Here is an 18,791-nt window from a genome sequence, read left to right as displayed (position 1 = left end):
TTTCTCAAGGACTATTGCATGTCACGCATCAATTTCGATTTGCAGGAACTGCAGGCCTTCGTCGCGGTGGCCGATCGGCTTTCTTTCCGCGCGGCGGCCGAAGACCTGCATATATCGCCGCCGGCGTTGAGCCGTCGCATCGAGAAACTGGAATCCATTCTGGGCGTGAAACTGCTTGAACGCAGCACCCGCCACGTGGCCCTGACCCATGTCGGGCGCAGTTTTCTTGACCACTCCCGAACCGCGCTCGACGAACTGGAAGGCGCCATGCTCGGAATCGCCGATATGGCATCCCATCGCCGAGGCACGATCACCGTCGCGTGCGTACCTTCCGCGGCCTATTACTTCCTGCCCACGGTCATTGCGCGCTTTAGCAGGCACTATCCTCATATCCGGGTGCACATTCTGGATGAAAGCGCGAACACCGTACTCAACGCCGTGACGGGTAGACAGGCGGATTTCGGCATCAACTTCATCGGCACCCAGGACCCCGACCTGGACTTCGAGCCCATATTCTCCGAACGTTTCGTGCTGGCGGTGCGCTCCGATCACCGACTGGCGGCGCGGCGCAAGGTGCGCTGGGAAGAACTATGCGACGAATGCTTTATGACCGTGGGCAAATCCAGCGGCAATCGCGTGCTCATCGATTCGGCCCTGGCGAAGATCGAGCGGCGACCGGCCGGGTTCTTCGAGGTCGCTCACATCTCCTCATTGCTCGGCATGGTCGAGGCCGGCCTCGGCGTGGCCGCCGTGCCCAGGCTGGCGCTGCCGCGCAAGAAGCACTCGACGCTGCGCGCCATACCCTTGGTGGACCCCGAAGTCTCGCGCACTTTGGGGCTGCTCAGCCGCAAGAACCATCCTTTGTCGCCCACCGCGAAAGTCTTCTACGACTTGATCAAGAAAGAGCCTGATCGCATCTGACATGCGGCGCGGACCTGCGCAGACCGCACACAGCATGCCGCACCCGCCCAGCTGGATTTACAAAAAAACACATAAATCCGCATGCCGCGGCCTCATGCAAAATCGCGGCACGATACAGACCCAAGACACTAAAAGGCATTCTTTATCTGCCAAATAAGGGAAAACGACCGACATAAAGCCCCAACGAGCGCCATTGCGCATTGCATCGGGCATCCTTACGATCGCGGCAACTGAGTCCTGGCAAGCCGCAAACCGGCCCGGCCCATGGACCCGACACCTTCTTCTGGAACCGCTTCGCATGTCCCTGCCCCACGTCAGCCCCGGTTTTTTCTACCTGATTTGCAGCGTGTGCTGCAGCGTGATCGTCTCCGTACTGCTGAAATTCATGCGCGGTGCCGGCGTGGATCTGCGCCAGGCGATCTTTAGCAACTACATCGTGGCCGCCGTACTGTGCTGGCTCATCTACGTGCCTTCGCCCGTGCGCGAACTCGAGCACATCCATGCCTGGCCGCTAATGCTGACGCTGGCCGTGCTGCTGCCCGCCGTGTTCATCGCACTGGGCCAGTCAGTGCGGTATGCCGGCATCGTGCGCAGCGAGGTGGCACAGAGGCTTTCGCTCTTCATCCCGCTGCTGGCGGCCTTCGCGCTCTTTGGCCAAGCGCTGACGCAGCGCCGAGGTCTGGCCATACTGGCCGCCTGTGCCGCGCTGGGCTGCCTGCTCAACCGACCGGGCACTTCCGGCAAGGGCGAGGGCGGCGCGGGCCAGGGCTGGGTGTGGCCGCTCTCGGTGTGGGTGGGCTACGGCGTGATCGACATACTCTTTAAGCGCCTATCGCAGACAGGCACCGCCTTCACCGCCGGGCTGCTGGGCATCTTCGTGCTGGCGGCGGTACTGATGCTGCTTTACCTACTTTTCGCCCGCGCGCAGTGGCAAATGCGAACCCTCGCCATGGGACTGACGCTGGGTGCAATGAACTTCGCAAACATCTACACGTACATCAAGGCGCACCAGAGCCTGCCGCACAACCCGGCACTGGTGTTCGCGTCCATGAACCTGGGCGTCATTGCCCTGGGCACGCTGATCGGCGCCATGGCCTTTCGCGAACCGCTTAGCCGCCTGAACCTGCTGGGGCTGATTCTGGCGCTGGCAGCGATCGCGGCGATGATGCCCTCGATATAGCCCCGGCCATTCCGATGCCCGCCCGCCGGGCCGGTCCCTTCCTGCTTTTCGGCTTCGCACCATGAACCACACCGCATCTGGCCAGGCCGGCGCCTGGCAGGTCAAGGACCTGCTCGCCCTCTACGAACTGCCTTTGCCCGAGCTGCTGTATCAGGCACGGACGGTGCATCGCGAACACTTCCCCGACGACACCATCCAGCTCTCCACGCTGCTGTCGATCAAGACCGGCGGCTGCCCCGAAGACTGCGCCTATTGTCCGCAGTCGGCGCGATACGAGACGGGTGTCCAGGCCGAAAGCCTGATGCCCCTGGACCAGGTGCTGGCCGCTGCCCGGGCCGCCAAGGATAAGGGCGCACAGCGCTTTTGCATGGGCGCGGCCTGGCGCAGTCCCAAACCGCACCACCTGGACGCGGTGGCCGAAATGGTGGCGGGAGTCAAGGCCCTGGGCCTGGAAACCTGCGTCACGCTGGGCATGCTGCGCGAGGGCCAGGCCGAGCAACTGCGATCGGCCGGCCTGGACTACTACAACCACAACCTGGACACCTCGCCCGAGTTCTACGGCAACGTCATCTCCACCCGCACCTACCAGGACCGGCTCGACACCCTGGAGCGGGTGCGCCAGGCCGGCATCTCGGTCTGCTGCGGCGGCATCGTCGGCATGGGCGAATCGCGCCGGCAGCGCGCCGGCCTGATCGCCCAGCTGGCCAATCTGGATCCCTATCCGGAATCGGTGCCCATCAACAACCTGGTGCGGGTCCAGGGAACGCCACTGGCGCAGGCCCAGGCGCTGGATCCGTTCGAGTTCATCCGCACCCTCGCGGTGGCGCGCATTGCCATGCCGCGCGCCATGGTGCGCCTGTCCGCCGGCCGCGAAACGCTGAGCGACTCCGAACAGGCGCTGTGCTTCATGGCTGGCGCCAACTCGATTTTCTACGGTGAGGCGCTGCTTACGACCGCCAATCCGCAGGCCCAGGCCGACCAGCGGCTGCTGGCGCGCCTGGGCCTGCGTGCGCAGACGTACAACGTCTAGGGCTGAGGCTCGGCAATGTTTGCTGTGGGCGTTTCAGACCCGGCGCCAGGCCCGATTCTGCGCGCGGCGATCACTGCCAACAAGGCCGCACAGCCCGACACGAACACGTAATAGCTGGCCGGTTCGGTATGCGCCATGAGGGCGCCGGCCACCAACGGGCCCACGCAGGCTCCGACGCCATAGGCCATATACAGGACGGCGCTCACGCCCACCCGGCGTTCGGGATCGATGCGATCGTTGGCCAGCGCCACGCCCAGGGGATAAAGGCTGGACTGCAGCGGCCCCTGCACGCAGGCGATCAGTATCAACAGCCAGAACGGCGGCACGAACCAGCCCCACAACAACACGGGCAGCACGGCCAGCAGCATGGCATTGCAACGAACCAGCCGTTCACGGCCAAACCGGTCCGACAGCCAGCCCATGGGCCATTGCGACAGCAGCGAGCAGCCGACCGCCACCGACATGAAAACAGCCGCCTGGGCGGGCGTACACCCTTGCTTGACGGCGTAGACCGCCGCCAGTCCGTAGAAAGAGCCCTGCTCCAGCCCCGAAACAACCAGGACGAAAAGCGCCGACGGCACGCGCTTGAAGTAATAGGGCAGGTCCAGCGGCGCCGGCCGGGGCGTGGAGGGATGCCCGGCATTGACCACCGCAAGCGGCACCAGGGATAGCGCGCACAACATGGCCGCGATGATCAGAGGCTGCTCGTCGAGCCGGGTATAACGCGTCAGCGTCAGTTGGCCCAACATGGTGCCCAGGCTGGACACCACCATGTACGCCGCGAACACGCGGCCGCGCTGCTGGTTGGTGGCCTTCTCGTTGAACCAGCTTTCGATGACCACCAGCGCCGTCACGATCATGATGCCGAAGGCGATGCGCAGGCCCAGCCACAAGGGCAGCCAGCTGGACAGATCCAGCGCCAGCACCAGGCAGGTGCCCACGGCCGCGCAGACCGCGAAGGCACGAATGTGCCCCACCCGGCTGATCAGCCTGTGACCCATGCGCCCGCCCAGCACCACGCCCAGGTAATAGCCCGCCATCAGCGCGCCGATCCAGGTTTCGCTGACCGACTGCTGGGCCAGAAACAGGCCTATGTACATGGCCAGCATTCCGGTGCTCGCGAGCAACATCAGGCTGGTCAGATAAAGCGGGGTGAAGACGGCGAGGGTGGCGAACATGATACCGGTCTGGCGCACGCGGCAATGGAAGTAATGGATAGGCCCGGCTGCAAAAGCAAACCGCCCGCGCGGCCTATGCTACGCGGGCGGCATTGCTGCGCAAGTCAAACAAGATCAAGCCTGCGACAGCAGCGTGTCCGCGTCGCTGACCTCGAACTTGCCGGCGGCTTCGACGTTGAGGGTCTTGACCACGCCGTTCTCGACCAGGGCCGAATAGCGCTGCGAGCGCACGCCCATGCCGCGTTCTGTCAGGTCCATGTCCAGGCCCAGCGCGCGGGTCCAGACGGCGCCGCCATCGGCCATCATGCGCACCTTGCCTGCGGTCTTCTGATCACGTCCCCAGGCCCCCATGACGAAGGCGTCGTTGACGGACACGCACCAGATCTCGTCCACACCCTTGGCGCGCAGCGCCTCGGCCTTGGCGACGTAGCCGGGCAGGTGCTTGGCCGAACAGGTGGGCGTAAAGGCGCCGGGAACGGCGAAGATGGCGATCTTCTTGCCCTTGACCAAGTCGGCCACCTGGAACGCATTGGGACCGACGGCGCAGGCGCCCGCTTCGGTGTCGAAAAATTCGGTCAGGGTGCCGTTGGGCAGGCTGTCGCCGACGTTGATGGTCATGCTTTTCTCCAATGTGAAATCACCAGGCAGCCAATGCTGCGCCAATGCGTCATCATAGATCGGCGCGGACGGGGCTGCATAACCGGATTCAATTCAATCCGTGACTGGCGAACCAGTCCATGGCGCGCCGCCACGCCAGTTCGGCGTCGGCTTTGTTGTAGCTGGGGCGATAGTCGGCATGAAAGCCGTGACCGGCATCGGGGTAGACATCGATGCGGCAGGCCTTGTCCATGGCCGTGCCCTCGGCCAGCGATTCGCGCATCTTGTCGATGTCGTTCATGGAAATGCCGGCGTCCTTGCCACCATAGGCGCCCAGCACCGGCACCTGCACCTTATTTACCTGGCTGAGCACTGAGGCGGGCTGCAGCGCGGTGGGCGCACCGCCCAGAGGCCCGTAGAAAACGGCGGCGGCCTTCAGCTTCGGGTTGTGCATGGCATACAGCCACGCCTGGCGCCCGCCCCAGCAGAATCCGATGACGCCCATCTTCGCGGCCGAGCCGCCCTGGGTCAGCGCCCATTTAGCCGTCGCGTCCAGATCGCCGGCCACCTGCGCATCGGAAGCCTTGTCCACCACCTCGGCCCGCAGTGTGGCCATGTCGGTGTACTTGGCCGGATCGCCATAGCGGGCGAACAGCTCGGGCGCCACGGCCAGGTAGCCCAAGTGGGCCAGGCGGCGGCAGACATCCTGGATGTACTCGTGCACGCCGAAGATTTCCTCGACCACCAGGATGACCGGCAGGTTCCTCTTGCCGGCCGGAGCCGCCCGATAGGCCGGCATCCGCCCGTCGCCCGCGGGAATCTGCACCATGCCCGCGGTCAGGCCGGTCGCGCTGGTGTGTATGGCCGTCTGCGCCGCGGCGTGGCCGGCAGCCAGCGTGAAACCCGCGCCCACACCGGTGGCGATGAAACCGCGACGCGACAGCCGCAAGGGCGGCAGCAGACTGTCGAACTGGGAATCCTTGAAGTCCTGCATGGCGATGCTCCTGGGTGTCGATCCGCGCCGATATCGGCCTGGGCGCGGGCCGTGTCAATGCAAGGCGAAATCGACGCGAGTCGCCGCGCCGCCGCCCTCGATACCGTCGGCATCGAGCTTGGGCGCAACGACGAAGACGCGATCGGCCAGCGCCGGAGCCGTATCCAGCAGTTGCTCGTACACGACCTGGGCGCGCGCGTCGGCGAGCTGGCGCAGGCTTTTCTTGTCCAAAGGCGCGGCCTTGAGCAATAGGGCATTCATCTGGTCGGGCGGCAGGGATTTGGCCATGCCGATGAAGTTGCGCGGCTTGTCCTTGATGTTGGTGTGGTCGTAGACCTTTTCCAGATACTTGGCGCGATCGGCGTCGGTCAGCACGATACGGTCGGGATCGGGAATCTTGCCGTGCACGGCCATGTCCTTGGCCTTGAGCTTGCGCATCTGGTCGTCCACCCAACCCTGGCGGTCGGCCTGAGGATCGGCCCGGCCGATGATGTCCATCTGCAGCGCGGGCCGGTCCGTCAGCGCCTTGACCAGCGTGGCGATACTGGATTTTCCCTTGTCCTCGAGCGCGGCGCTGCCCGGCGCGAAATCGATGTGCGACAGGTCCTGGCTGTCGCCGCCGAAAGCGGCGGCCAGCAACTTGAAGGGCGAGGTCACCGCCTTGACCAGCGTGTTCACAATCACGCGCACGATGATGCCGCCCACCGAGAACTGCGGGTCATCCAGCGAACCTGAGATCGGCAAGTCGACATCGATATTGCCGTTTGAGTCCTTGAGCAGCGCCACGGCCAGCAGCACCGGCAGTTTGAGCGCGTCGGGGCTGTTGGACGGTTTGCCGAACGTGAGCTGGTTGAGCCGCACCTTGTTGGTCGCCTGCAGGGTACGGTTCTTGATCTGGTAGTGCAGGTCGACCGACAGCTTGCCGCGCTGGATGGCGTAGCCCACATACTTGGACGAATAGGTGGTGAACTTGGGCAGATCGACGCCCTTGGCCAAGGCCTTGATATCCAGCGCCAGGTACTTGGAGAACGGCTGTACCGTACCCGATATCGACAGGGGCGCCGTGCCGTACACGCGGCCGGTGATACTGACCCTGGCCGGCGCCGGCTTGGCCGATGACACGGTCGAGAGCGATCCATCGATCGACGACAGCTCGGCGCGGTAATTGGGGCGCACGAAATGGTCGTTGAAAGTCATGCGGCCGCGCTTGAGCGTGACGCTGTCTATCGAAATATCCGGCGCCATGCCGGCGGGTTCGGCATGGCGCGCGTGCGCCGCCTGGGCCTTGGTCTGCGGCTTGCGCTCGGCCTGGCCGCGGGTCTGCGTATCCTGCGTGATGGAGCCGGCGGCCGTGCCCTTCTCCACCATCAAGTCCATGACGTTCAGACGCGCGTGGCTATCGAGCAGGATGTTGCCGTAAAAATCCTCCAGCAGAATGTCGCCCAGCCCCAGGCCAAGCTTGCCGCCCGTCATCGAGATGTGCATCGCGCTCAGGCCCAGATGCTTCCAGTTGAGGAATTCGGCCCGGTTGACACGGTCTTCGAGGTCCAGGTCGTTGACATCCACGCCCCCTTTCCAGTCCACGCTCATAGGCGCGCTACCCTGCGCCGCCGCGAACTCGACGTTGCCGCGCGCGCCCACGTAGACGCTGCGCACTGTGGCATTCAGGCTGGAGGCGATGAAGGGCGCCAGCGACGCCGCATCGAACTTGGCCAGATCGACCGAGGCCTTGAACGACAGGGGCTTGGCCACCAACGAGCCCGTGAGCGCCAGCGTACCCTGCTTCTGGATGCCATCGGCCCGCAGGGTGAAGTGCGCCGGCGTGGCGTCCAGGGCCAGGCGGTCCGCCGCCAGCGACAAGGACCCGAGGGACAGATCCACCGCGGGCTTGACGCCCTCGTCGCGCGCGGCGATGCCACGCAAGCCCAGCTTTACGCCACGCGCCTGGATTCGCGGACCATCCACCTCGATCCTGCTTTCGAGATCCAGCCTCCCGTGCTGCACGGCGATGGGCGCAACACGGCGCACCGCCGCCGCGAAAGGCGCCAGAGCCAGGTTGCCCAGCTGCAGCTGGGCCTTCACCGACAGCGGTTGCAGTACCACGGGCGCCCTGGCCCGCAGCCAGCTGCCGTCCTGGTTGTTGTCCATGTTCAGCCATACGTGCATGGGCTGACCCGCAACCTGCGGCACGGCGATGTTCTCAACCTCGGCGGACAAACCGCTCAGCGGATAGTCCAGACCCATCGCATCGTCGCGCAGGTCGATTTCGCCGTCCTTGAGCCTGGCGTCGCCAACGGAGATTTTCCAGGCGGAGGGTTCGGCAGAAGCGGGCGCGGCGCCCTCGGTCGCCTTGCCCGCCGGCGCTGCCGGAACATGGTCACGGGTCCTGGCCGGGGTCGGCTGGGCCGCAGGCCCGGACTCAGCGCGCAAGGCGGCGAAACCGTCGGCCACCCGCTGCCAGTTGAGCTGGCGCGCATCGCGATGCACTTGCACGCGAGGCTCCGACAAGGTCACCGATCCGATCGAAGCCTTCTTCGCATCCAGATCCACCGCAACCCGCTCGAACCGCAAATCCCCCCAGGACAGCAGCGGCGCGCCCGAGGCTTCGCTCACATCGAGTTGGCGCAGACCCAGGTCGCCCTGCACGCGGATGCGCGGCGCCGCACCGGCCGGCTGCTCGAAACGCACCTGCAGATTGGAGTCGAGCAAGGCATGGTTGATCTTGATGGGCAGCGGCCGCGCCATGGGCCAGAAGTCGGTCCACTTCTCCAGCGCCAACCCGGAAAACACCACATTGAGCGTGGATGCGGGCACCTTGTCGAAGGGCCGCGCGGTGCCGGTCAGATCAAGGGGGCTGCCGTTGATGCGCAGGTGCACCTTGGGCTGCACGTTGATATGCGTGGCGTAGCCGAACGAGGAAAGAAAAGGCACGCCCAGCGTGATCTGGTCTATCACCTGCTTGCGGCCGGTGACGCGGTCGTCCAGGCTGACAACGCCGCCGGTCAACGACATATTGTTCAGGGAAAAGCGCGGCAGCCCCGTGCTGGCCGGCTTGGGCTGACCCGGCTTGACGGCCGACATCCTGGCCAAGCGGTCGACGATGTCGGAAAAATTGAAATGCGTGGGGTCCTGCCGCACCAGCCTGAGCCTGGGCTGATCGATATGGATCATGTCGACCACCGGCGCGAACATCACGAGGGAACGCCAGGCCCCGCTCAGGTCAATTTCGCCGACTTGCAGAAGCGGCGCCTCATGGGGGCGTCCTACGGTGAGTTCGTGCGCACGCAGCGTCAGCGTGAAGGGGTTGAAGCTGATCTTGCCCACCGCCACCTGGCGGCCCAGCATCCGGGAAACATCTTGGGTCAGCGCATTGCGCACCAGCTTGGGCACCTGCCAGGCGGCCACCCCGGCCAGCAACAGCAGCGCCAGCGCGATGCCCAGCAGGATCTTGCCCGTTCGTCGGTTGAGTTTCAGAACCGGCATCCGCAACTGCATCTCACGCACTCCCACCAGATTTTGCACCCCGTTCGCGCTCCGGGGATGTCGCCGCCATGCAGCCCATGGCTTTGGTGCCGATTATCGCCGGCCGGCTCCGTGCTCGTCTATCATAGGTGTCAGCCCCATATCCTCTTGTTTTTATTCATGAGCTCCCCTCTCCCCGCCCTGAGCCACCTGGACGATTCCGGCCAGATCCGCATGGTCGATGTCGGCGCCAAAACCGACACTGAAAGGGTGGCCGTCGCCAGCGGCCGGGTGCGCATGAACGCCCAGGCCTATGGTCTGCTCACGGCGCCCGGACAAGGCAAGGGCGAGGTTCTGAACACGGCTCGGGTGGCCGCCGTGCTGGCCGCCAAGCGCTGCGCCGACCTGATACCCCTGTGTCACAGCCTGCCGCTGGCCTTCGTGGGCGTGGACTTCAGCCTGCTTGAAGACAAGCACGCCATCGAAGTGCGCGCCACCTGCCGCACCCAATACAAGACCGGCGTCGAAATGGAAGCCATGACGGCCTGCAGCGTCGCGGCGCTGACCATCTACGACATGTGCAAGGCCGCCGACAAGGGCATCGTCATCGAAGACATCCGCCTGGAATACAAGGCGGGCGGCAAGAGCGGGCAGTGGCGCAGACAGCCATGAACAGCGCCCTCAATCTGCTTTATTTCGCCCGTGTGGCGGAGCTGGTGGGCAAGCGTGCGGAGGCCTGGCCCCTGGCCGCCGAAACCACTGGCGAGATCCTGCTGGCCGAGCTGCGCGCGCGCTATCCCCGCCTGGCCCAGGCTCAGCGCCTGCGCCTGGCCATCAACCAGGAACACGCCGCACCCGCGGCGCGCGTGCGGCCTGGCGACGAAGTCGCGGTGTTCGAACCCGTGACCGGCGGCTGAAAAACCGGAGCCGAACCATGATCATCGTCCAGGAAGCTGATTTCGACGGCGCGGCGCTGGCAAGTGCCTTGCGTGAGAACGTAGGCGGCCAGGCCGGCGCGATCGTCACCTTCACCGGCTATGTGCGCGACTATGCGCCCGACGAACCGACGCAGACGCTGACGCTCGAGCACTATCCCGGCATGTGCGAGCGCGAGCTCGAAGACATCGCCGCCACAGCGCGACAGCGCTGGAGTCTGGCCGGCACGATCATCGTCCACCGCGTCGGCACCCTGCATCGCCAAGCGCAGATCGTATTCGTGGCGGCGGCCAGCGCGCATCGCGGCGACGCCTTTCGCGGCTGCGAATACATGATCGACGCCCTCAAGACTCGAGCGCCCTTCTGGAAGCGTGAAACTTTGACCTCGGGAAAGCAGTTCTGGGTCGAACAGCGCCAGACCGACGAACGCCGCACCGAGTCCTGAAACAACGAAGAAAACCTCAAGGAACGCCATGAGCAGCCACACCGATGAAGCCATTTCGCTTGCCTGCGCCATTCTCACGGTGAGCGACCGGCGCACCGCGGGCGACGACACCTCGGGCAACCTGCTGGCCGAGCACGTGGCCCGGGCAGGCCATGTATGCGCCAGGCGCGAGATCGTGCGCGACGACATCTACCAGATCCGCCGCGTGACCAGCGACTGGATCGCCGACCCGCAGGTCCAGGTCATCCTCGCCACGGGAGGCACCGGCTTCTCGCACAAGGACTCCATACCCGAGGCCCTCATGCCCTTGTTCGACAAGGTAATCGACGGCTTCGGCGAGCTGTTCCGCCAGCTGTCGTTCGAAGAGATCGGCAGCGCCACGATCCAGTCGCGCGCGTTGGCGGGCTACGCCAACAATACCGTGATCTTCTGCATGCCGGGTTCCAACCACGCCTGCGAAATGGCCTGGACCCAAATCATCCGCGAACAGCTCGACAGCCGCCACAAACCCTGCAATTTCGCCACCCACCTGAACCGCGCCCGTTCCGCGGCCTGACACACCCACCTGCTTGCGATCCATGCTCGAATTCGACGAGGCCCAATCCCGGCTTACCGAAGCCGCTCCCGTCCCCACGCGCACCGAAACCGTTCCCCTGGTCCAGGCCGTGGGCCGCGTGCTTGCAACCGACCTTGCCGCCACGGTTGACCTGCCGCCTGCCGATAACAGCGCCATGGATGGCTACGCCATCCGCCAGGCCGACTACCAACCCGGCGCCAGCATGCCCATCCAGCAGCGTTGCTACGCGGGCGAGCAGCCTGAGCCGCTCGTCGCCGGCCAGGCCACGCGCCTGTTCACGGGCAGCCTGATTCCGCAAGGCGCCGACACCGTAGTCATGCAGGAAAACACGCGCGAAACCGGGGGCATGGTCGAGATTACCGAAGCGCCGCAGATCGGTCAGCACGTGCGCAAACTGGGCGAGGACGTGCGCCGCGGCACGCCGCTATTGACAGCCGGCACACTGCTTCAGGCCGCGCACATCGCGCTCCTGGCTTCGCAGGGTCTGGACAAAATCGAGGTCTATCCGCGCCTGCGCGTCGGCATCCTGACCACCGGCGACGAACTGGCCGTGCCCGGCCAGGCACGCGCGGCCGGGCACGTCTACAACTCCAACGGCCCCATGTTGACTGCCCTGGCGCAAGGCCTGGGCGCGCAGGTGACCCAGGTAAGGCATGCGCGCGATGATACCGCCGACCTGCAAGCCGCCTTGCGCGCCCTGCAGGCCGATTGCGATCTCATCATCAGTGTGGGCGGCGTGTCGGTAGGCGACCACGATCTGGTCAAGCCGGCCATCGAGTCGCTGGGCGGCGAACTGGCGCTCTGGAAAGTGCGCATGAAACCGGGCAAACCCGTGGCCATGGCCCGGCTTGGCGACAAATTGATCGTCTGCCTTCCAGGAAACCCCGTGTCGGCCTATGCGGTGTTCACGGTGCTGGTATCGCCCATGATTCGCCGCATGCAGGGCCGCGCGCGCATATATCCGCCGGTGCTGCGCGCCGCGCTGCGCACGGAAAAAACCCGCCAGGACAGCCGCGAGGAATTCATTCGCGTGCAATACCATCCTCTGGCGCACGGCCATGCCGACGTGGCACCCTACAGCAACCAAAGTTCGGGCGCGATCAGCTCACTGCCCTGGTGCGACGGCTTGGCGCGCCTGCCGGCCGGCATCCCCGTTCACGACGGGGATATCGTGAGCTACTACGACCTGAAGCACTGGCTGGCCTGACTGCCGCAGGCGCCGTGCAGGCGCCTAGCGTTCATTCCTTGACGTGGAACACCAGCGTCGCCACGCGCGACAGGCTCAGCACCTTGACCGTGACGCTGCCCAGCAGCAGCCGCGAAAGGCCGTTGCGGCCATGGCTGCCGATGAAGATCAGATCGCAGTGTTCGTCCGCCGCGGCCTGCACAATGCCATCGGCCACGTTGAAGTTGGACACGGAGCGCGTGGTGACTTTCACATCCGCGGTCTCGGCGCGGTCGCTGATGTGCTTGAGATACTTCGCGCTCTGCTCGGCCGCGGCCTTCTCGTAGTCCTCGTCGGTGATGGCGTAGGCTGCCGCCATGCCGTCAAAGCCGATGGTGGCCGCGAAGGGCTGCGTGACGTGCAGCGCAACGACCTCCGCCCCGACCGATCGCGCGAAGATGATTCCGGCATTGGCGGCCTGGCACGACAGCGGAGAACCATCGGTAGGAAGCAGAATTTTCTTGAACATGGTCTCGCTCCTTCTTGAGAGTAACGTTTCCATGCTACTGGAAAAAAACGGCTGCCGTCATGACCTATGTCAAATCCGCCCGATGCGAACGCGGCAGCGAGCGGCTTTAGCCCAGCTGCTGGGCATTGGCGTAGAGATTGGTGCAGCGCGTGCCGGTACGGCAATAGGCCAGAACGGGGCCAGGCAGCGTGCGCAGCAGCTCGGCAAAACGGGTCACGTCGTCCATGGTCATGGCGCCGCTGACCACGGGCAGGTATTGAACCTGCAACCCAAGCGCCTGGGCCGCGCGCGTCACGTCGGCCGCGGTGGGCTGGTCGGCGCCCCCTTCGTGGTCGGGCCGATTGATGATGACGCTCTTATACCCGGCCGCGGCGACATCGGCCATGTCTTCGGGTGCAAGCTGGGGGGCGACGGCGAAAGTGGGGGAAAGCGGGCGGATGGCTACGGACATGATGGGCTTCCTGAAAAAGCGATCGGACTAGGGGAAAAGTATATGCTGGCCTGCGCGCGCATAGGCTAGCTGCGGGCGGCTAGCTGCGGGCGGCTAGCTGCGGGCGGCCATGCCTGCGTGCTCGCGCTGCAGGACCGCCAGATCGCGCCAGGCCTTGGCGTCGTCCACCATGGACACCGCAAAACGCAGCAGCGTAGAGGGCGTTTGCGAAGGCGAAAATAAGGTCCCCGGCACCAGCAGCATGCCGCGCCCGGCCGCCTCGCGCGCCACGGCCTCGGAATCGCGGCCGCAATCGGCCAGGATGAAGATGCCGGCATAAGGTTCGTGCGGCATGGCAAAACCCAGCTTGATCAATGCCTTGACACAGCGCTCGCGCGCCTCGTCCACACGCTGACGCACGCGTTCGACGTGGCGACGGTACTGCCCTTGCATCAACACGCGGTGCACGACGCGCTCGCCCACTTCGCCGGACGTGAGTCCGGCAAGCAGCTTCAAATCCGTGAGCTGCTGCACAATATCGGGATCGGCCGCCACATAGCCCACCCGCAGGCTGGCAGCCAGCATCTTGGAAAAACCACCCACCATGATGACGCGCTTGAACCGGTCGAGCTCGCCCAGCGTGATGGCGCGGCCAGGGTGCAGCTCGCCATAAGTGACATCCTCGACCACCCGGAAGTCGTGGCGCTCGGCCACGCGCAGGACGTCGTAGGCCGCGCCCGCCGACAAGGTGTGCCCCGTTGGGTTGTGCACGGCGCTATTGATGATGAAAAGCTTGGGCTTGTGCTGGGCGGCCGCCTTCTCCAGCCAGGCGATATCGGGGCCTTGCGGGCCGCGCGGCACGCCGATCAGGCGCGCGCCCATCGAGGCCAGGCGGCCGAAGATCACGAACCACCCCGGATCTTCGACCAGTACGGTGTCGCCCGGCTGCACGAAATGGCGCACCACCAGATCCAGTCCGTGCGTGACCCCATTCGTGGTAAGCAGGTTGCGCTCGGGATGCACGAGCAGTCCCCGCTCCTGCAGCAGGGCGGCGATCTGCTGGCGCAGTGGCTCGTAGCCCTGAGGATGGCCGTATGCCAGCAGGTTCGCGCGCGCCGAACGGCCGACAGCGCGCACGGCGGCGGCCACCATTTCAGGGTCGAGCCAGTCGGTCGGAAGCAGGCCCATGCTGCTCGGCGTGCCGGACGACAAACCGGAGCCGAACAGGCTGCGCAGCAGCCAGGCATGGTCGATGCGCGCGGGCGCCTGCGGAACGGCAGCCGCGGGTTGAAGCGCCTGGCGCGACCGCGCCTTGACGAAAAAGCCGGCGCCGCGGCGCGATTGCAGCAAGCCACGCGCCACCAGGCGGTCGTAGGCCTCGACCACCGTGAAGCGGCTCACGCCTGCCTGCTGGGCCATCTTGCGTATCGAAGGCAGGCGCGTGCCGGGGCGTAGACCCTGGTCGTCGATGCGGCGGGCCAGATCGTCGGTCAGTTGGCTGACCAATGTTGCATCGGCCTCGCGCACCGGCTGCCAACCGGCCGCGGGCATGGCGGCGTGAACTGTCATGGTTTTTTTACCGGGCCAGTTATCAACACGAGCCCACGAAGTGTATCGGTACTGTACCGTTAACTATGCATACAGTGGCAGAAATCCAGGCACCAGGCAAGTCCTCCGAACCATCCCTCCAAGCACCGCGCCATGTACCCCGCCATACTCTCCCTGCCGCTGATCTCACCCGCACTGCTCGGCCCGCTCCTGCTGTTCATCCTGGTCAGTTCGATCACACCCGGACCGAACAATGCCATGCTGGCGTCCTCGGGCCTGACATTCGGCATGCAGCGAACCGTGCCGCACCTGCTGGGGGTGAGCCTGGGCTTTTCGCTCATGGTGCTGCTGGTGGGCCTGGGACTGGGCGCCGTGTTTGTGCACGAACCCATGGTGTATCAGGTGCTCAAATACCTGGGCGCCGCCTATCTGCTGTACCTGGCCTGGAAGATCGCCAATTCCAGCTCCGTGCAGGAAGGCCTGTCCCGCGCCCGTCCCATCCGCTTCATGCAGGCCGTGATGTTCCAGTGGATCAACCCCAAGGCCTGGGTCATGGCGGTGGGCATCGTCGCCACCTATACGCCACAGCAAGGCTTTTTCGGCAATCTGCTGATCGCCACCCTGGCCTGCGTCATCATCAACCTGCCCTGCGTAGGCCTGTGGGTTCTGTTTGGCAGTACCCTGCGCCGCTGGCTGCACAAGCCCGGCATCGTGCGCGGTTTCAATGTCGCGATGGCCTTGCTGCTGGTGGCTTCGCTCTATCCGGTGGCGCTGGAACTGGCGGGCCGCTGAGCAGCGCGGCCCCGGCGGCCGGGTCAGAGCGACATCAGGGCATACACCGCGTAGGGGGTGACCAGAACATTGAATATGCCAGCCATCACCATGACCAGGCCGGCGACCGCGCCTTCCTCGTCAGCCAATTCCCGGGCTTTGGCGGTACCGGCGCCTTGCGCCCCCATGCCGAACAGCGCGCCGCGCGCCAGGGACGAGCGCAGCGGCAGCCAAGCGCGCAGCCACTGACCGATGCTGGCGCCCAGCACGCCGGTGATGATCACGAAAACAGCCGTCAGGTCGGGCACGCCGCCCACATGGGACGACACGTCCATGGCAAAAGGCGTACCCACCGAGCGCGGCAGCAGGCTCAGGCGCAACCCTGTGGGCAGGCCCAGCAATCCGCCCAACAACCAGGCGCTCGAGCTGGCGATCACGCTGCCCACCACGATACCCGCCGCCAGCAGGGGCCAGTAGCGCTGGATCAGGACCCGCTGCTCGTACAGCGGCAGCGCGAAAGCCACCAGCACCGGGCCCAGCATCAGCATTAACCAGTGCGAACCCAGCATGTAGTCGCTGTAGCCCACGTGCAGATACACCGCCAGCCCGAGCAGCAGCGCCGGCGCCATGATCAGGGTGGACGTCCAGAAGCAGGGGCGGCGGCTGTACAGCCAGCGCGCCAGGGCATAGACCAGCACCGTCGCCGCCGGCCAAAAATAGAGGTCAACTTGCGCAGGCATGGTCAGGCCGCCTGCTGGTTCATCCAGCGATAGCCCAGATCGATGGTCAGCGCGGTACTCACCATGACCATGGCCGTACCCGCAACGATGGTCGCCAATACCTTGAAACCCAGCATGCCCAGGAATTCATGGTGGTTAAGCAGGGACATCACCGAAGGCACGAAGAAAAGCAGCATCTCGCCCAGCAGCCAATTGGCGCCGCGGCGCACGGCCTGCACCTGCAGCTTGCCGCTGGCCAGCAAGCCCAGCACGAGCAACAAGCCGACAACCCCTCCCGGAACTGGCAGGTCCAGAAGCGCGGTGATTTTCTGTCCGGCCAGCGAAAACAGGATCAGCAGGCCTATCTGCAGCAATTTGCTGTGGCGCAGCAAATTACGCAAAACAATGGGACGGAAATAGGTCATGGCGGACTCCTGGATAGCCCCCGCGGGGCTTGACTCCATTTGTACGCTCCTCTTTCATATAGATAAAATGAATTATTTGAATAAAAATTATGCTTATATGGAATAGTTTAAAACGCCCAGCCCCGTTTTATACTGCGCCGCAGCATGGAGTCTCGATTTATGGAATTGCGTACCCTGCGCGCCCTGGTGGAAGTCGTCCGCCAGGGCGGCTTCTCCCAGGCGGCCCGTGTGGTTTTCGCCACACAACCCACTGTCAGCAAGGCGGTCAAGCAGTTGGAAGACGAACTGCAAATGATCCTGCTGGATCGCCAGTCCCAGCCTCCCAAGCTCACCCAGGCCGGAGAAGTCGTATATCGCCGCGCGCTGACCATGTTGGCCGAACGCGACGACCTGAAGACCGAACTCGATGAAATCCGCGGACTCAAGCGTGGCGTCCTGCGCCTGGGCTTACCGCCTTTGGGCAGCAGGTCCCTGTTCGCCCCGCTCTTTGCCCGCTTTCGCAGCCGTTACCCCACCATCGAGATCAGCCTGATCGAACACGGCAGCCGGCGCCTGGAGGAGATGATCATGGCCGGCGAGCTGGAACTGGCCGCCTCCCTCACACCCGTGCCCGCAGCCTTCGAGTGGCAGGCCGTCGCGTGCGAGCCCCTGGTGGCCCTGCTGCCGCCCAACCATCCGCATGCCGATGCGATGCATGTAAACCTATGGCAACTGCGGCAATCGCCCTTCATTCTTTTCGACGAAGGCTTCGCACTGAATCGCCTGCTGGAGGACGCCTGGAGACAAGCCGGAATCACCCCCACCGTAGCCGCGCGCAGTGGCCAGATCGATTTCATCATTGCATTGGTGGCCGCGGGCCTGGGCGTGGCCTTCCTGCCCCGACTGGAATTGCAGGCACGCTCGATCAGCGGCATCAACTGCGTACCGCTGGTCGAACCGGCAACCGACTGGGAGTTGTGCCTGATCTGGCGCCGCGGAGGCTATCTGTCGCACGCGGCCCAGGCCTGGCTGGCCCTGGCGCGGGAACTGCGCCCTAACGCGCTGGCAAGGGCGTGATCCGGCTCTGCCGCTCGATCCGCAGGCCCCGGGCCTGCAGCCAGCCCGGCATATCCTCGCCCGACAAAACCTCGAACTCGGCGGCGCGCTGGCGCATGAGCGCATCGCCCTCGGCTGGCGCGGCCGCGCGGGCGGGGTGACACATCATCAGGTCGCCGTCCCGGGCCGCATCGAGCCAGCGGCGCAACAGCCGCGCATAATGCGCCGCCCCGCCGCTCAGGCCATAGACGCCCAGGAACCGGTCGTTGCTGCGCCAGCCGCGCTCGCGCACGGTCCGCCGCAAAGCGCCGGCACCCAGGGCGCCGATGACCTGCGCCTTGAACGCATTGGCCAGGCCCACGCCCGGCTGGGACCTCGGCAGGGTGCAGCGCAGCCAGGGCATGCGGGCGCCGTAGCGGCGCTGAAGGATCTCGATCACCCGGGGCAGCACGCCAGGCAGTTGATGCACGTGCTGATGTCCGTCCAGATAGGCCGGCGACGAGCCATAAACGCGTTCGAAGGCATCGAGCTGGCGTTGCAGCCGGGCATCCACCCAAGCCGGCGCAAGGCGTCCCAGATACGCCCGGACGATCAGCGTCCTCAAGGCAACGACGGAATCCTGCCCGCCCACGCCCTCGGTCAGGTCGAAATGCAGTCCCGCATCGACATCCATGCCGCGCAAAGCCCCGACCTGCTCGGGGAAGGACGGGCCCAGCGACATGCAGCTCACAGCGCCCAGGCGGCCGGCCCGCGCCAGATCCAGAATGCCTGCGTCGACGGCGCGATTCATGCCAAAATCATCGGCGCAAATGACTACGCGGCGCAGCACCCCTTGCCCGTTTTTCTGAT

Annotated in this window: 20 protein-coding genes; 10 read left to right on the top strand and 10 right to left on the bottom strand. The window is 65.2% G+C overall.

The window, feature by feature from the left end:
- Window positions 1-18: 18 nt before the first annotated feature.
- The 3 genes from H143_RS0110675 to bioB all read left to right on the top strand — a co-directional run bounded on the left by H143_RS0110675 (window position 19) and on the right by bioB (window position 3,131).
- Window positions 19-921 carry a LysR family transcriptional regulator gene (locus H143_RS0110675; RefSeq protein WP_026349928.1) on the top strand — a complete coding sequence of 301 codons (903 nt, stop codon included), beginning with the start codon at window positions 19-21 and terminating at the stop codon, window positions 919-921.
- Between the two features lie 298 nt (window positions 922-1,219).
- Window positions 1,220-2,101 (top strand): hypothetical protein, encoded by an 882-nt coding sequence (locus H143_RS0110670; protein WP_019938237.1) that lies wholly within the window; start codon window positions 1,220-1,222, stop codon window positions 2,099-2,101.
- Window positions 2,102-2,162: 61 nt separating this feature from the next.
- The gene (bioB, locus tag H143_RS0110665) at window positions 2,163-3,131 is read left to right on the top strand and encodes a biotin synthase BioB (protein WP_019938236.1); all 969 of its coding nucleotides are present in this window, start codon (window positions 2,163-2,165) and stop codon (window positions 3,129-3,131) included.
- On the opposite strand, the gene H143_RS0110660 is transcribed toward bioB, so the two are convergent.
- The 4 genes from H143_RS0110660 to H143_RS0110645 form a co-directional block, all read right to left on the bottom strand.
- Complete coding sequence (locus tag H143_RS0110660; protein ID WP_026349926.1) at window positions 3,128-4,309, bottom strand: MFS transporter; 1,182 nt, start codon at window positions 4,307-4,309, stop codon at window positions 3,128-3,130. The genes bioB and H143_RS0110660 overlap by 4 nt on opposite strands.
- Before the next feature lie 114 nt (window positions 4,310-4,423).
- Window positions 4,424-4,927, bottom strand: coding sequence for a peroxiredoxin (locus tag H143_RS0110655; protein WP_019938234.1), 504 nt, complete (start codon window positions 4,925-4,927; stop codon window positions 4,424-4,426).
- A gap of 88 nt (window positions 4,928-5,015) precedes the next feature.
- Entirely contained in the window at window positions 5,016-5,900 is an 885-nt protein-coding gene (locus tag H143_RS0110650) for a dienelactone hydrolase family protein (RefSeq protein WP_019938233.1), read from the bottom strand.
- Between the two features lie 54 nt (window positions 5,901-5,954).
- Complete coding sequence (locus H143_RS0110645; protein WP_019938232.1) at window positions 5,955-9,395, bottom strand: DUF748 domain-containing protein; 3,441 nt, start codon at window positions 9,393-9,395, stop codon at window positions 5,955-5,957.
- Window positions 9,396-9,542: 147 nt separating this feature from the next.
- On the opposite strand from H143_RS0110645, the gene moaC reads away from it, so the two are divergent.
- Genes moaC through glp form a run of 5 tightly spaced genes read left to right on the top strand, consistent with a single transcriptional unit; the run spans window position 9,543 to window position 12,527 of the window.
- Window positions 9,543-10,034, top strand: coding sequence for a cyclic pyranopterin monophosphate synthase MoaC (moaC, locus tag H143_RS0110640; protein WP_019938231.1), 492 nt, complete (start codon window positions 9,543-9,545; stop codon window positions 10,032-10,034).
- Window positions 10,031-10,279, top strand: a complete 249-nt coding sequence (locus tag H143_RS0110635) for a MoaD/ThiS family protein (RefSeq protein ID WP_019938230.1) — start codon at window positions 10,031-10,033, stop codon at window positions 10,277-10,279. The genes moaC and H143_RS0110635 overlap by 4 nt, the downstream gene beginning before the upstream one ends.
- 17 nt (window positions 10,280-10,296) lie before the next feature.
- Window positions 10,297-10,743 (top strand): molybdenum cofactor biosynthesis protein MoaE, encoded by a 447-nt coding sequence (locus H143_RS0110630; RefSeq protein ID WP_019938229.1) that lies wholly within the window; start codon window positions 10,297-10,299, stop codon window positions 10,741-10,743.
- A gap of 28 nt (window positions 10,744-10,771) precedes the next feature.
- On the top strand, window positions 10,772-11,299 hold the full coding sequence (moaB, locus tag H143_RS0110625) for a molybdenum cofactor biosynthesis protein B (protein ID WP_019938228.1): 528 nt from the start codon (window positions 10,772-10,774) through the stop codon (window positions 11,297-11,299).
- 22 nt (window positions 11,300-11,321) lie between these two features.
- Window positions 11,322-12,527 (top strand): gephyrin-like molybdotransferase Glp, encoded by a 1,206-nt coding sequence (gene glp / locus H143_RS0110620; RefSeq protein WP_019938227.1) that lies wholly within the window; start codon window positions 11,322-11,324, stop codon window positions 12,525-12,527.
- Between the two features lie 31 nt (window positions 12,528-12,558).
- On the opposite strand, the gene H143_RS0110615 is transcribed toward glp, so the two are convergent.
- The 3 genes from H143_RS0110615 to H143_RS0110605 all read right to left on the bottom strand — a co-directional run bounded on the left by H143_RS0110615 (window position 12,559) and on the right by H143_RS0110605 (window position 15,013).
- On the bottom strand, window positions 12,559-13,014 hold the full coding sequence (locus H143_RS0110615) for a universal stress protein (RefSeq protein WP_019938226.1): 456 nt from the start codon (window positions 13,012-13,014) through the stop codon (window positions 12,559-12,561).
- Between the two features lie 106 nt (window positions 13,015-13,120).
- Window positions 13,121-13,465 (bottom strand): TIGR01244 family sulfur transferase, encoded by a 345-nt coding sequence (locus H143_RS0110610; RefSeq protein WP_019938225.1) that lies wholly within the window; start codon window positions 13,463-13,465, stop codon window positions 13,121-13,123.
- A 93-nt stretch (window positions 13,466-13,558) separates the two neighbouring features.
- Entirely contained in the window at window positions 13,559-15,013 is a 1,455-nt protein-coding gene (locus tag H143_RS0110605) for a PLP-dependent aminotransferase family protein (protein WP_019938224.1), read from the bottom strand.
- Between the two features lie 132 nt (window positions 15,014-15,145).
- On the opposite strand from H143_RS0110605, the gene H143_RS0110600 reads away from it, so the two are divergent.
- Window positions 15,146-15,784, top strand: a complete 639-nt coding sequence (locus H143_RS0110600; protein ID WP_019938223.1) for a LysE family translocator — start codon at window positions 15,146-15,148, stop codon at window positions 15,782-15,784.
- Between the two features lie 23 nt (window positions 15,785-15,807).
- Here H143_RS0110600 and H143_RS0110595 read toward each other — a convergent pair whose 3' ends face one another.
- A complete protein-coding gene (locus H143_RS0110595) occupies window positions 15,808-16,503 on the bottom strand; it encodes an LrgB family protein (protein WP_019938222.1) in 696 nt (231 codons plus the stop codon).
- Window positions 16,504-16,505: 2 nt separating this feature from the next.
- Window positions 16,506-16,946, bottom strand: coding sequence for a CidA/LrgA family protein (locus tag H143_RS0110590; RefSeq protein ID WP_231378496.1), 441 nt, complete (start codon window positions 16,944-16,946; stop codon window positions 16,506-16,508).
- A gap of 120 nt (window positions 16,947-17,066) precedes the next feature.
- Here H143_RS0110590 and H143_RS0110585 point away from each other — a divergent pair, with 120 nt between their 5' ends.
- Window positions 17,067-17,963 (top strand): LysR family transcriptional regulator, encoded by an 897-nt coding sequence (locus H143_RS0110585; protein ID WP_019938220.1) that lies wholly within the window; start codon window positions 17,067-17,069, stop codon window positions 17,961-17,963.
- Here H143_RS0110585 and H143_RS0110580 read toward each other — a convergent pair.
- Entirely contained in the window at window positions 17,941-18,732 is a 792-nt protein-coding gene (locus H143_RS0110580) for a ChbG/HpnK family deacetylase (protein WP_231378495.1), read from the bottom strand. The genes H143_RS0110585 and H143_RS0110580 overlap by 23 nt on opposite strands.
- Window positions 18,733-18,791 lie beyond the last annotated feature (59 nt).

Source organism: Bordetella sp. FB-8 (assembly GCF_000382185.1).
Lineage (GTDB): Bacteria > Pseudomonadota > Gammaproteobacteria > Burkholderiales > Burkholderiaceae_B > Bordetella.
The sequence above is the reverse complement of the archived record's forward strand: the minus strand, read 5'-3'. Positions and strand labels throughout refer to the sequence as shown.

Coding starts and splice junctions, on each gene's coding strand:
- H143_RS0110675 (WP_026349928.1), top strand. CDS start 19: ATGTCACGCATCAATTTCGATTTGCAGGAACTGCAGGCCTTCGTCGCG.
- H143_RS0110670 (WP_019938237.1), top strand. CDS start 1,220: ATGTCCCTGCCCCACGTCAGCCCCGGTTTTTTCTACCTGATTTGCAGC.
- bioB (WP_019938236.1), top strand. CDS start 2,163: ATGAACCACACCGCATCTGGCCAGGCCGGCGCCTGGCAGGTCAAGGAC.
- H143_RS0110660 (WP_026349926.1), bottom strand. CDS start 4,309: ATGTTCGCCACCCTCGCCGTCTTCACCCCGCTTTATCTGACCAGCCTG.
- H143_RS0110655 (WP_019938234.1), bottom strand. CDS start 4,927: ATGACCATCAACGTCGGCGACAGCCTGCCCAACGGCACCCTGACCGAA.
- H143_RS0110650 (WP_019938233.1), bottom strand. CDS start 5,900: ATGCAGGACTTCAAGGATTCCCAGTTCGACAGTCTGCTGCCGCCCTTG.
- H143_RS0110645 (WP_019938232.1), bottom strand. CDS start 9,395: ATGCAGTTGCGGATGCCGGTTCTGAAACTCAACCGACGAACGGGCAAG.
- moaC (WP_019938231.1), top strand. CDS start 9,543: ATGAGCTCCCCTCTCCCCGCCCTGAGCCACCTGGACGATTCCGGCCAG.
- H143_RS0110635 (WP_019938230.1), top strand. CDS start 10,031: ATGAACAGCGCCCTCAATCTGCTTTATTTCGCCCGTGTGGCGGAGCTG.
- H143_RS0110630 (WP_019938229.1), top strand. CDS start 10,297: ATGATCATCGTCCAGGAAGCTGATTTCGACGGCGCGGCGCTGGCAAGT.
- moaB (WP_019938228.1), top strand. CDS start 10,772: ATGAGCAGCCACACCGATGAAGCCATTTCGCTTGCCTGCGCCATTCTC.
- glp (WP_019938227.1), top strand. CDS start 11,322: ATGCTCGAATTCGACGAGGCCCAATCCCGGCTTACCGAAGCCGCTCCC.
- H143_RS0110615 (WP_019938226.1), bottom strand. CDS start 13,014: ATGTTCAAGAAAATTCTGCTTCCTACCGATGGTTCTCCGCTGTCGTGC.
- H143_RS0110610 (WP_019938225.1), bottom strand. CDS start 13,465: ATGTCCGTAGCCATCCGCCCGCTTTCCCCCACTTTCGCCGTCGCCCCC.
- H143_RS0110605 (WP_019938224.1), bottom strand. CDS start 15,013: ATGACAGTTCACGCCGCCATGCCCGCGGCCGGTTGGCAGCCGGTGCGC.
- H143_RS0110600 (WP_019938223.1), top strand. CDS start 15,146: ATGTACCCCGCCATACTCTCCCTGCCGCTGATCTCACCCGCACTGCTC.
- H143_RS0110595 (WP_019938222.1), bottom strand. CDS start 16,503: ATGCCTGCGCAAGTTGACCTCTATTTTTGGCCGGCGGCGACGGTGCTG.
- H143_RS0110590 (WP_231378496.1), bottom strand. CDS start 16,946: ATGGAGTCAAGCCCCGCGGGGGCTATCCAGGAGTCCGCCATGACCTAT.
- H143_RS0110585 (WP_019938220.1), top strand. CDS start 17,067: ATGGAATTGCGTACCCTGCGCGCCCTGGTGGAAGTCGTCCGCCAGGGC.
- H143_RS0110580 (WP_231378495.1), bottom strand. CDS start 18,732: ATGAATCGCGCCGTCGACGCAGGCATTCTGGATCTGGCGCGGGCCGGC.